Source organism: Massilia eurypsychrophila, from assembly GCF_002760655.1.
In the GTDB taxonomy this organism is placed as follows: Bacteria; Pseudomonadota; Gammaproteobacteria; order Burkholderiales; family Burkholderiaceae_D; genus JAFCUW01.
Genome location: NZ_PDOC01000006.1, coordinates 225,522 through 237,911, shown reverse-complemented (window position 1 = coordinate 237,911; position 12,390 = coordinate 225,522). Strand labels below are relative to the sequence as shown.

The following is a 12,390-nucleotide window of genomic DNA, read 5'->3' as shown; positions in this document are numbered from 1 at the left end:
ACAAAAAAGGGAGCCATCATGAAGCGATTGATACAGTGGTTAACGGCGGCGGTACTGGTGTTGTCGTGTTCTGGGGCGCTCGCCGCCGAAGTGCCGCTCGGCGCCGGCGACGTGTTGCGCATGTCGGTCTATGGCAATCCCGACCTCAGCCTCGAGACGCGCGTCAGCGAAGCGGGGACCGTGACGTTCCCGCTGCTCGGCCAGGTCAGCGTCGGCGGCCTGACGGTCGCCGCCGCCGAGAAAAAGATCGCCGGGATGCTCGAGTCCGGCGGCTACCTGAAGAAGGCCCAGGTCAACATCATCGTCGCGCTGCTGGCCAGCCAGCAGGTGTCGGTGCTTGGCCAGGTCAACAAGCCAGGGCGCTATCCGGTCGACGGCAAGCGCAGCGTGCTCGACATGCTGGCGCTGGCCGGCGGCATCGCCGCCGACGGTGGCGACACTGTCAGCCTGGTGCGCACACGCGACGGCAAGACCACCCGCTCCAGTATCGACGTGATCCAGATGGTGCGCTCGGGCGCCCTCGATGCCGACCTCGAGGTGGCCGGCAGCGACATGATCTTCGTCGAGCGGGCGCCGCGCTTTTACATCGTCGGCGAAGTGCAGCGTCCCGGTGCGTTCCGCATCGAGCGCGGCATGACGGTGCTGCAGGCCTTGTCGGCCGGCGGCGGGCTGACCGCGCGCGGCAGCAACAACGGCCTGCGCATCACCCGCCGCGACGCCGGCGGCAATCCGTCCACCTTCGAAGTCAAGCACAGCGACCTGGTGCAGGTCGATGACGTCATCACGGTGCGCGAGAGCTGGTTCTGAGCCGCCGGCTGATCCTTTACCGTAATCGGGAGTGCCCATGAATGTCCGTCAATTCTTGCTGATCATGTTGGCGAGGAAAAAAATCATCTTCGCCGTGCTGGCCGCAACGGTCGTGCTGACCTTGGCATTTAGCCTGGTGCAGCAAAAAACCTACAAGGCGACCGCGTCGGTGCTGCTGAACTACAAGGGCGTCGATCCGCTGACCGGACTGACGATGCCCGGCCAGCTGTTGCCGGGCTACATGGCGACCCAGATCGACATCATCAGCAGCAAGAACGTCGCGCTGCGCGTGGTCGACGCACTCAAGCTGGCCAGCAGCCCGGCCATCCTGGCGCAGTTCAACGCCACCACCGACGGCCGCGGCAGCGTGCGCGACTGGCTGGCCGACCTGCTGCTGCGCAAGCTCGAGATCATGCCCTCGCGCGAGAGCAGCGTCGTCGAGATCAGCTTCAAGGGTGTCGACCCGGACTTCGTATCGGCGGTGGCCAATTCCTTTGCCGACGAGTACCAGCGCATCACCGTGCAACTGAAAACCGAGCCGATGAAAAAAGCGTCGGTGTACTTCAACGAACAGACCAAGCTGCTGCGCGACAACGTCGAAAATGCCCAGGCGCGCCTGTCGAAGTACCAGCAGGAAAAGGGCATCGTCAGCCTCGACTTCAACCGCGTCGACACCGAACTGGCGCGCCTGGCCGACTTGTCGGCGCAGCTGGTGGCGGCGCAGAACCAGTCGATCGAAGCGAACTCGCGCCAGCGCGTGGCCAGCGGGGCGGCGGCCGATTCGCCGGACGTGGCCAGCAATGCGCTGGTGCAGAACCTGCGCGTCGGCGTCAGCGGTTCCGAAGCGAAGCTGGCCGAACTGGGGCAGCGGCTCGGGCAAAACCATCCGCATTTCATCTCGGCCAAGGCCGAAACCGACAAGATGCGCGCCGAACTCAATGCCGCCCTGGGGTCGGTGTCGCGCAGCGTCGGCAACAACGCCGCGGTGCTGCGCCAGCGCGAAGGCGAGCTGCGCGGCGCTCTGGCGGCGCAAAAGGTCAGGGTGCTCGAACTGAACCGGGCGCGCGACGAACTCGGCGTGCTGCTCAAAGACATGGACAGCGCCCAGCGCGCCTTCGACGCCGCCTCGCAGCGCCTGTCGCAGACCAAGATCGAAGCCTCGTCGGAGCAGTCCGACATCTCGATCCTGAACCCGGCGGTCGCGCCAATCGAGCCGTCCGGGCCGCGCGTGCTGCTCAACACGCTCGTGTCGGTGCTGCTCGGCACCGTGCTCGGCGTCGGCATCAGCCTGCTGATCGAAATGATGAACCGCCCGGTGCGTTCGGCCGGCGACATGAAGGACCTGCTCGGCATCCCGGTGCTCGGCACCGTCGAATGGCGCCAGCCGCGCCGGCGCCCGCTCGGCCTCGGTGCGCTGGCGCTGCCGCGCCGCCTGCGAATAACCTAGACCATGGACACTGCGATGAACTCTCCTGTGCTCAACGCGGCCGTCGCCGCAGAACCTGTTCACAACGACAACGCCGCTTCGCGCATGGGCGCGCTGCTCGTCGACGCCGGCAAGCTCACCGCCGACGCGGCCGAGCGCGTGCTGCGCACCCAGAAGGAGCTTGGCATCCGCTTCGGCGAGGCGGCAGTGCGGCTCGGCCTGGTCAGCGAAGCGGACATCCAGCAGGTGCTGGCGCGCCAGTTTGCCTATCCGTACCTGCAGAAGGGCCAGTCGGCGCTGTCGCCGAAGCTGGTGGCCGCGTTCGAGCCGTTCAGCGCCCAGGTCGAAGCGCTGCGCGCCATCCGCAGCCAGCTGATGCTGCGCTGGTTCGGCCACGGCCACAAGGCACTCGCCATCGCCGGCGCCGACCCCGATGATGGCGCCAGCCTGTTCGCGGCCAACCTGGCGGTGGTGTTTTCCCAGCTCGGCGAACAAACGCTGCTGGTCGATGCGAACCTGCGCAGCCCGCGCCAGCAGGACGTGTTCGCGCTGACGCCGCGCCAGGGACTGTCGGACCTGCTGGCCGGGCGCGCCGACCTCGATGTCATCGGCCGCATCGCGTCGTTCGCCGACCTGTCGGTGATGCCGTCCGGGACCTTGCCGCCGAATCCGCTGGAGCTGCTCAGCCGCGATGCGTTTGCCAACCTCAACGCCCTTCTGGAGGCGCGCTACGACGTCGTGCTGTACGACGTCGCGCCGTATTCGTCCGGGGCGGACGCGGTCGCGGTGGCGGCGCGCGCCGGCGGCGTGCTGCTGGTGGCGCGCAAGGACCGCACCCGCATGACGGCGCTGGCCAGCATGGCCGCGCAGCTGGGCGAAGCCGGCGCTGCGGTGGTCGGCTCGGTGGTGGTGGATTTCTGATGGCTGCCCAGGCCCCCACCCGGCCCGCCGCCGACGCGGCGCTGCCGAGCGCACACGAGCGGGCGCAGTCGCGCGCGCAGCTGCGCACGCAATTGCGCGCGGCCATGCCGGAGTGGTGGCCGGTGCTGGCCGGCCTGGTGGTGCTGTTCGCGCCGACCTTCGATAACCTGTTTGCCGGCGCCTGGATTGGCGAAGAGCAGGGCCACGGGCCGATCATCTTCGCCCTGACCTTGTGGCTGATCTGGCGCAAGTGGCCGGCCGTGCTGGCGCTGCCGGCGCAGCCGAGCTCGCTTGGCTGGCCGCTGCTGGCCATCGGGCTGGCGCTGCACCTGCTGGGCCGCTCCCAGAGCATCTTGATGTTCGAGGTCAGCTCGATCCTGTGCGTGATGGCCGCCATCATCGTCGTCAAGCGCGGCCTGGCCGCCTTCCGCCTGCTGTGGTTCCCGTTCTTCTTCATGCTGTTCATGGTGCCGCTGCCGAGCGAACTGGTGGCGGCGCTGACCTTGCCGATGAAGATGGCGGTGTCGTACGTGACCGAACAGCTGCTGTTTGTGGCCGGCTATCCGATCGGCCGCTCCGGCGTGGTGCTGCAGATCGGCCAGTATCAGCTGCTGGTGGCCGACGCCTGCGCCGGCTTGCAGACCCTGCTCACGCTCGAGGCGCTCGGCCTGTTTTACCTGAACGTGGTGCGCCACACCTCGGCGGTGCGCAATGTCGCACTGGCGATCCTGATCATCCCCATTTCGTTTTGCGCCAACGTCGTGCGGGTAGTCACGCTGACCCTGGTGACCTATTACTACGGCGACGCCGCCGGCCAGGGTTTCCTGCACGGCTTTGCCGGCATGGTGCTGTTCCTGACCGCGCTGGTGCTGATCCTCGGCGTCGATTCGGCGCTGCAATTGGCGGTGCGGCGCGGCAAGCCGGCAGGGGCAGCGGCGCCGGCGGGTGCGCCATGAGCCGCGCCTTTACCGCCAGCGTCGTGCTCGGCGTGGCGATGGCCGCCACCTCCGCGCTGACGGGCGCCCTGACGCCGACGGTGATGCTGTCGCAGCAGCAGGCGCAGTTCAGCCTCGACCAGATGATTCCGGCCGCGTTTGCCGACTGGGCGGTGGACGCCTCGATCGTGCCGCTCAAGGCCGACCCCGAGCGCCAGTCGGTGCTCGAGAAAATCTACGACCAGACGCTGTCGCGCACCTACGTCAACCGGGCCGGCGAGCGCGTGATGCTGTCGATCGCCTACGGCGGCGACCAGAGCCGTGCGCTGCAGGTGCACCTGCCGGAGGTGTGTTACGTCGCCCAGGGCTTCGACATGCTGAAGGTGGGCGACGGCGCTCTTGCCACGCGCTACGGCCAGGTGCCGGTCAAGCGCCTGGTGGCGCGCCAGAACAGCCGCAACGAGCCGATCACGTACTGGATCACCGTTGGCGACAAGGCCGTCAAGTCGAGCTTCGAGCACAAGCTGCAGCGCCTCGCTTATGGACTGTCGGGCAAGATTCCCGATGGCATGCTGGTGCGCGTGTCGACGATCCAGGCCGACGCCGGCGGCGCCTACAAGCTGCAAGACCGCTTTGTCGGCCAGATGCTCGACGCGCTGCAGCCCAGGGACCGGGTGCGTCTGCTCGGCGCGGTGGCGCAGGCAGGTTAGGCGCCTGCCGCTGATTGACGACGCTGCCGACAACCCGCTGACCGCACCGACCCGAGGACGCGATGTACGAACTGCTCCCTTACATCTACGCTTCGATTCCGTTCGCCGTGCTGCTGCTGCTGATGGCGCTGTCGGTCGTCGGCATCGGCGCCGGCATGGTCGCGCCGCGGCTGCTGGTCTATCCCTACCTGGCCATCTTCTTCCTGTTCAATTCGACCAGCTACGGCAACCTGGCGATCATTTCCTACGGCTCCGGCGTGTACAGCCGCGGCTCCGGCCTGCTGTATTTCGCGCTGCTGCTGTGGTACATGCTGGGCGCCTGGTGCTGCGCCAGGGTCAGCGCCAGCTTTCGCCGCCAGGCCGCGCCGCCGTGCAATCTGCGGCCGTGGTTCTTCGCCTGGTTCGCCTTGCTCGTTGGCCACATCGTGGTCGCCACCTTCCTCGACAAGAAGCTGTCCGCGGCGCTCTCGCCCAACGGTTTTTCCAACATCGTCTGGATGGCGCCGCTGGTGTCGCTGATGCTGCTGAGCTTTCGCACCCGCGAGCACGTCGTCGAGCTGGGCCGCTTCATCATGCTCGCCGGTCTCGGCCGTGCGCTGTACGGGCTGGCGCGCTGGGCCGTTGGCGGCGGCGACCCGAACAACGTCTACGCCAACATGAACGAGATCAAGATCAAGCTGACCTTTTTCGACATCAACGACAGCCTGCTGTGCGCGCTGGCGTTTTCGATCGCCGCGGTGCAGCTGTTCCAGACCGCCCGGGTCGAGCGGGCGCGCTTCTGGGTCGCCATCGAGTGGCTCACCTTGCTGGCCACGCCGTTGTGCATCGCGCTGTCGTACCGGCGCACCGCCTGGGTCGGCTTCGTGCTGGCGCTGGCGATCGTCATGTGGCGCTTTCCATGGCGGCGCCGGCTGCAGCTGGTCGCCGCCGGCCTGCCGCTGATGGCGCCGGCGCTGGTCTACGTCGCCTGGAAGCGGCTGTCGCAGACCAAGGGCGCCGGCCAGGGCCTGTCCGGCTTTTTATACGACATGCAGTCGCGCCGCTTCGGCGCCGAGAGCGAACGGGTGCTCGAGCTGAAGCTGGCGCTGGCCGACTTCTTGTCCAACCCGGTCACCGGGATCGGCTCGTGGGGCCGCTACACCGGCTACCAGCGGGTGTCGTGGCAAACCGGCGTCGACGGCGGCCAGTTCATCCACAGCGGCGTGCTGCATATCGGCCTGAAAACCGGGCTGATCGGCCTGGTGCTGCTGGCCGGCACCGCCTGGGCCTTCATCCACTTTAGCCGCCGCGCCCTGCGCGAGCTGCCGCCCGAGCTGCTCGGCATGGGCGCGGCCGGCGTCGCCGGCATCGCGTTCATGCTGCCCGACATGCTGATTGGCACGCCGTTCCCGCAGGTGCGCACCAGCCAGATGCTGGCCATCTGCCTGGCGCTGCCGTACGCGGCGATGGCGGCCAGCCACGCGGCGCGCGCCAGCGCGCATGCGGCGCAGGTGCCGCCGCGGCGCGCCCACCTGGCGCCGGCATGATGACCTTGCGGCTGGCCAGGAATGCCTTTGCCAACCTGCTCGGCGCGCTGGTGCCGGCCGCCGTTGCGCTGGCCACGGTGCCGATCGTCGTGCATCGCCTCGGCGACGCCAGCTACGGCGTGTACTCGCTGGTGACCGCCATCGTCGGCTACTTCGCCGTGATCGACATCAACGTCACCGCCGGCTCGGTCAAGTTCATCGCCGGCTTCAACGCCCGCAAGGACCAGCACGGCATCGACCAGACCGTCTGCTTCGGCCTAGTCATCTACGCGCTGCTCGGCGGGCTTGGCGCACTCTGCCTGTTCGGCGCCGCCGGCTACCTCGTCACCGGCGTGTTCAGCGTGCCGCCGGCGCTGGTGCCGGAAGCGATCGCCACGCTGAAGCTGGCCGCGCTCGGCTTTTTCATCGGCCAGCTGCAAAACTACCTGCACAGCGTGCCGCAAGCGCTGATGCGCTACGACATTGTCAGCGCCATCGAAATCGTGTTCGGCAGCTTGGTGCCGCTGCTGACGGTGGCCGTGCTGCTGCTTGGCTTCGGCCTGTTCGAGGTGGTGCTGCTGCGCGTGCTCGCCAGCGCCGTCCACTGCCTGGTGCTGTGGCTATCCATCGCCCGGCTGCTGCCGCACCTGGCGCTGCGCTGGCCGGGCCGCGCCATCCGCCGCCAGCTGACCGGCTTTTCCGCCTATTCCTTCCTCAGCCGCTTCGCCTCGCTGTCCTACACCCACGCCGACAAGCTGATCATCGGCGCGCTGGCCGGCGTCACCGCGCTGGCGTGGTTCACGGTCGCCTCGACTCTGGCCAACCGGCTGCTTGGCCTGACGTACCGCCTGTCCGGCGTGCTGTTTCCGGCTGCCAGCGCGCTGTCGGCCAGCGGCGAACTGGCGCGGCTGGGCACCTTGTACCTGAAGGCGACGCGCTACGTGGTGTTCCTCAACGCCGCCATCATGGTGCTGGTGGCGGTGTTCGCCGACCAGATCTTGCGCTACTGGATGAACCCGGAGTTCGCGCGCCAGGGCGCGCTGGTGCTGGCGGTGATGGCAGTGTCGCAATTTCTCGATTCCCTGACCAGCCTGCCGTCGTTGGTCAACGACGGCATGGGCCATCCGCGCGTGTCGGGGCTGTTCGCGCTGGTGCGCGCCGGCGCCGGGCTGGCCGTCATCTACGTCGGCGTTGCCGGCTGGGGCATCGATGGCGCCGCCTGGGCGCACCTGGCCGTGTCGCTGCTGTTTTCGGCCGTCTTCATCGGCTTCGTGCACGGGCGCACAGTGCCGACCCGGCTGCGCGAGCTGGTGCTGCGCGGCTACGCGCCAAGCGTGGCCGGCGTCGTCGCGGTCGCCTTGTGCGCCAGCACGGCCGAGCATTTGTTCGACCGCTCGGCGGCCGACTTCGCGTGGCTGCTGGCGGCCACCACGGCGCTGCTGTTCGCCCACGGCATGCTGTTCGTCATCGACAAGGACGACCGCGACAGCGCCTGGCGCCATGTCAAGGCGTACTGGCGTCCGCTGCGGGGGAGTTGATGAAGATCCTGATGGCGTCCGAAGACCTGCCCGGCGAGCGCGTTGGCGGCCTTGGCAAGCACGTGGTGACCTTGGCCAACGCACTGCTTTCGCTCGGCCACGAGGTGGCCATCCTCGGCCGCAATGACGGCGATAGCGGCGCCGCCGGCGCGCCCGATCCCGCCGCCCAGGTCGGCTTTGGCGGGCGCTTCATTCCCGCCTTCGAGCTGCGCCACCTGGGCTGGAAGGAATTGCAGATGGGCGTCTTCAATCCCTACAAGCGCCCCTGGTTCGCCCGCAAGATCGGCCGCGCCATCGCCCGCCACGCCGCCGGTTTCGATGTCGTCCATTACCACGGCCACCTGCCGATGGCCGGCCTGTACCTCGACCCGGCGCTGAACTTCGTGCAGACGCGCCACGACCAGGGCAGCGAATGCGTCACGCACCTGCGTTTTCGCGACGGCGCCGCCTGCGCCCGCCTCGATGCGCGCGACTGCGCCGGCTGCATCCATGCCGCGCCCGGGCCACTGCGCCGGCAGGTGTCGGCGCACGCGGTGCTGCGCTACCGCGCGCAGGCGGCCAGCGCCTTTGCCCGCCACAAGACCATCTTCGTGTCCGACTTCCTGCGCCGCCAGTTCCTGCGCCAGCTGCCTGCAGCCGACTTGTCGCGCTGCCGCGTGATCCACAACTTCATCCAGTATCCGTTGCTGGCGAAACTGGCGGCGCACCGCCAGGTGCAAGCTGGCCAGGTGTTGCTGGCCGGCCGCATCGACGCCGGCAAGGGCTTTGGCGACTTCCTCGCCGCCGCGCGCGCGCGATTGCCGCCGGCCGCAAAGGTCAAGGTCGTCGGCGACGGCCCCGAGCGCGCCGCGCTCGAACGCGATTTCGCCGGTGCCCAGGTCGCCTTCCTCGGCTGGCAGCCTTACCCGGAGGTCATCGGCCTGACCGCCGGCAGCCACGTCTGCGTGGTGCCGTCGGTGCTGGAGGAACCTTGCGCGACCACCGTGCTCGAAGCGCTCGCGCTCGGCAGGGCATGCATTGCGATGGCGCGCGGCGGCAACCGCGAGCTGGCCGCCTATCAGCAGTACGACGGCCAGCTGCAGCTGGCCACCTCGATGACGGAAATGGTCGCCATGCTCAATGCCGCGCTGGCGCGGCCGCCCGTTACGCCGGTGCTGCCGGCGACGTCGCCGCTCGACGTCTTCCATGCGGTTCCCAAAATCCTCGACTGCTACCGCGACTGAACCCATGTCCAGCAAGCCGCCCACCTTTTCGATCGTCACCTGCACCTGGAACAGCGCCGCCACCCTGGCCGACACGCTCGCGTCGGTGCGCGCCCAGACGTGCCACGACGTCGAACACATCTTCGTCGACGGCGGCTCCACCGACGGCACCCTCGCCATGCTCGACGCCTACCCGGGCAACAAGAAACTGCTGCGCGACGTCAGGGGCGGCATCAGCCGCGCGATGAACGAAGGCATTGCCGCCGCCAGCGGCGAGTTCATCGCCCACCTGCACTCGGACGACTACTACGCCAGCGACGACGTGCTCGCGCACGTGGCGGCGCGGCTGGCCACCAGCGGCTGCGACTGGCTGTTTGGCAGCATTGCCGTGCTGAAGAACGGCGCGGTGTCGACCCCGCCTGCGCTCAAGCCGTTCAGCTATTTCGCGCTCGCCTCCGGCAAGGCGTTCATTCCGCATCCGGCCGTGTTCGTGCGCCGGTCGCTGTTTGCCCGCGCCGGCGTGTTCGACGAACGCCTGAAATACGCGATGGACATCGACCTGTGGCTGCGCCTGGCGGCGTTCTCGTTGCCGGCCACGCTCGACCGTCCGCTGGCCGTCTTTCGCGACCATCCGGGCAGCGTGTCGTCGGCCAACAAGGTGATGGCGCGCGAAGAAGAATTCAGCGTGCGCAGGCGCCATGCGCGCCACGCGCCGCTGGCGTTCGCCATCTACTGCGTGCGCTACTACAAACGCATGCGCGCGCTGCGCCGCCAGCACTGAACGGCGCCATACGTGGCCTGGGTGTTGGCAAGTGCATCAACACAGTTTTCGGATAGATATTGGACACGAACGCCAGCGCGTTTTCACGTCCAAAAACGTTCATGATTATTTGCTTTCTCATGTGTTGGATTTCTGCATTCGCATTCAAATATCTTCCCGATTTCAACATAAATTGCCGTACGGAAAATGTGAACTGCGGTAACATCATTTCGTGCTCAGCAGCACCGCGACACGAACCCGCGATTCTGCGCCGCTATCAGGCCACGCCTCAGTTCTGTTCAACATTTTCGGAGTCCCCCATGAAATTCCAACGTCGAGAGATCGGTCGCCTGCTGGCCTTGTCGGTGCTTTTGCTCAGCATGAATGCGCGCGCCGACTGGGCCCAGTCCAGCGACGTGCTGGTCGTCAAACCCGGCCCTGCGAACGGCCAGGTGCAGGCGCAAAACCCGCCCGGCTTCACGTGGGCGCGCCATGCCGCGGGGCCGGCCCAATACGAGATCGAGATCACCTTGCAAGGCGCCGCACCGGTCAGCGCCGTGGTCGAGCGCAACTGGTACTTGCCGACCACGGCAATGGCCAGGGGCAACTACAGCTGGCGCGTGCGCCCGGTCGGCTCGACCGACTGGTCGGCGGCGCGCACCTTCGTCATCTCCGCCTTGTCGAACGTGTTCGAAGTTCCCGACAACACCACATTGAAAAACCGCATCATTGCCAAGGGCCACCCGCGTTCGCTGCCGCCGTCGTTCTTCGATCCGATGTCCGGGTGGAAGTACGTGCGCTCGACCGCGCTGGTGCCGTACGTCAGCCGCATGGGCAATGAAGTCAAGGCGCAGATACTGGCGATGCCGGCCTTGTCGGACGCGCGCTGGTCGCTGGCGATCGCCGGCGCCATGACGGCGGCGATGAACGCCCAGCAAACCGATATTCGCAACCGCATCAACGAAGCGAGCCGCCAGCTGCAGGCGGCCGCCGTCATGTGGCACCTGAAGAAAGAGCAGCTGTACCTCAATGAAGCGCTGCGCATGGGCGACCAGTTCGCCGCTCTGAGCCCGACGGGCCCGACCAGCTACGCCAACCAGGACCAGGCCACGCGCGAGATCGCGCTCGGGCTGGCCAAGGCGCTCGACGTGCTGGCGCGCGACATCGATCCGGTTCGCCGCGCTGCCTGGCTGTCGGCCATCACGGTGCGCACCAATGAAATCTACGCCAACCTGGCCGGCGACAACGGCCGCCTCGACCAGTTTCCATTCGATTCGCACGCCAATACCAGCATGATCTTCGTCGTGCTCATCTCCAGCCTGACCTTGGGCGACATCCCGGAGGCGCAGAAGTGGTTCGATTTCTCGTTCCGCGCCTACGCCAACAGCCCGTCGCCGTGGAGCGGCCCGGAAGGCGGCTACGCCAACGGCACCGCCTACGCCGAGTACACCGCAGGCTACCTGGTCAGCCTGTGGGATCCGCTGGTGCAGGCCACCGGCATCAATTTCTACGGCAAGCCGTGGGCCATCGGCCTGGTCGATTTCGCCACCGAGTTCACCCCGCCGGGCGCCCGCACCCACGTGTTCGGCGACGCGTCCGAAACGCGCCCCGACGCCCGCGTGTTCCATGCTTTTGCCGCCCGCCAGTGGTCGCCCCGCGCCGCCTGGTACGTCAAGAACCTCGGCGGCACCGAGGACACGCTGTCGCTGCTGCAGGCGCCGTACCCGATGCCGGTGGCCAGCACCACCTATCTGTCGCCGCCGTCGAACTCGGCCTACTACCCGAGCATCGGCTGGGTTGCCATGCACAGCGACCTCGGCTCGCCAGGACGCACCTCGGCCTACTTCAAGTCCAGCCCGTACGGCTCGTTCAACCACAGTCACGGCGACCAGAACGGCTTCCTGCTGACCGTGGCCGGCCAGCCGCTCTTGATCAAGTCCGGCTGGTACGACTGGTACGGTTCGCCCAACTGGCTTACCTGGTATCGCCAGACCAAGTCGCAAAACGCCATCACGTTTGACGGCGGCAAGGGCCAGCTGGTCGATGGCTACCGCGAGACCTTGCAGCGCAACGGCCGCATCACCTCGTTCTCGGCGCAGCCGACCTACGACTACGCCCAAGGCGACGCCACGCCGTCGTACGGCGGCCAGCTCAGCATGGCCAAGCGCCAGCTGTGGTACTTGCGTACCGCCAACGCCGTGCTGGTGCGCGACCGGCTTGCGTCTAGCGTGCCGCGCAACTACGAATTCAATTTGCACGCGCCGACCGCCATCGTGGCCGAGAACGCCAGCAACGTGAAAATCGCCATCAACGGCCAGTCGGTGTGCGTGCGTTCGCTCGGCGCCGGCAGCTGGGCGGCGCGCACCGGCGCCATCGTCAAGCCGGGCGTGGTGGAAGACCATGGCGCCTTCGAGCAGGCCAACGACGGCAAGTCGACCGCGGAATTTTTGCTGCTGCTCGACGTCGGCTGCAAGCGCCCGGTGGTTAGCACCGGCTTTGCCAACGGCGCCCGCACAGTGACGGTAGGAACCCAGACGGTCGCGCTGGACTGATCAATGTCGCGCAGCGCGCCGGGTGCTACACTCG

General features: G+C 67.5%; 10 protein-coding genes. All 10 read left to right on the top strand.

Annotation, left to right across the window (positions count from 1 at the left end; genetic code table 11):
* The first annotated feature begins 18 nt into the window (after positions 1–18).
* Positions 19–807, top strand: a complete 789-nt coding sequence (gene epsE, locus CR105_RS12805) for a polysaccharide export protein EpsE (RefSeq protein WP_099788838.1) — start codon at positions 19–21, stop codon at positions 805–807.
* A 37-nt stretch (positions 808–844) separates the two neighbouring features.
* Positions 845–2,254, top strand: a complete 1,410-nt coding sequence (gene epsF, locus CR105_RS12800; RefSeq protein WP_099788837.1) for a chain length determinant protein EpsF — start codon at positions 845–847, stop codon at positions 2,252–2,254.
* A 15-nt stretch (positions 2,255–2,269) separates the two neighbouring features.
* Complete coding sequence (epsG, locus tag CR105_RS12795; protein ID WP_099788902.1) at positions 2,270–3,154, top strand: chain length determinant protein tyrosine kinase EpsG; 885 nt, start codon at positions 2,270–2,272, stop codon at positions 3,152–3,154.
* A gap of 104 nt (positions 3,155–3,258) precedes the next feature.
* Complete coding sequence (xrtB, locus tag CR105_RS12790; RefSeq protein WP_229413921.1) at positions 3,259–4,110, top strand: exosortase B; 852 nt, start codon at positions 3,259–3,261, stop codon at positions 4,108–4,110.
* Positions 4,107–4,799 (top strand): exosortase-associated protein EpsI, B-type, encoded by a 693-nt coding sequence (gene epsI, locus CR105_RS12785; protein WP_099788835.1) that lies wholly within the window; start codon positions 4,107–4,109, stop codon positions 4,797–4,799. The genes xrtB and epsI overlap by 4 nt, the downstream gene beginning before the upstream one ends.
* A 62-nt stretch (positions 4,800–4,861) precedes the next feature.
* Complete coding sequence (locus CR105_RS12780; RefSeq protein ID WP_099788834.1) at positions 4,862–6,325, top strand: O-antigen ligase family protein; 1,464 nt, start codon at positions 4,862–4,864, stop codon at positions 6,323–6,325.
* Entirely contained in the window at positions 6,322–7,842 is a 1,521-nt protein-coding gene (locus CR105_RS12775; protein WP_229413912.1) for an oligosaccharide flippase family protein, read from the top strand. Before CR105_RS12780 ends, CR105_RS12775 begins: the two co-directional genes overlap by 4 nt.
* Complete coding sequence (locus CR105_RS12770) at positions 7,842–9,065, top strand: glycosyltransferase family 4 protein (RefSeq protein ID WP_229413911.1); 1,224 nt, start codon at positions 7,842–7,844, stop codon at positions 9,063–9,065. Before CR105_RS12775 ends, CR105_RS12770 begins: the two co-directional genes overlap by 1 nt.
* A gap of 4 nt (positions 9,066–9,069) precedes the next feature.
* Positions 9,070–9,825, top strand: a complete 756-nt coding sequence (locus CR105_RS12765; RefSeq protein WP_099788833.1) for a glycosyltransferase family 2 protein — start codon at positions 9,070–9,072, stop codon at positions 9,823–9,825.
* A 299-nt stretch (positions 9,826–10,124) separates the two neighbouring features.
* The gene (locus tag CR105_RS12760) at positions 10,125–12,356 is read left to right on the top strand and encodes a heparinase II/III domain-containing protein (protein ID WP_099788832.1); all 2,232 of its coding nucleotides are present in this window, start codon (positions 10,125–10,127) and stop codon (positions 12,354–12,356) included.
* Positions 12,357–12,390: the final 34 nt, after the last annotated feature.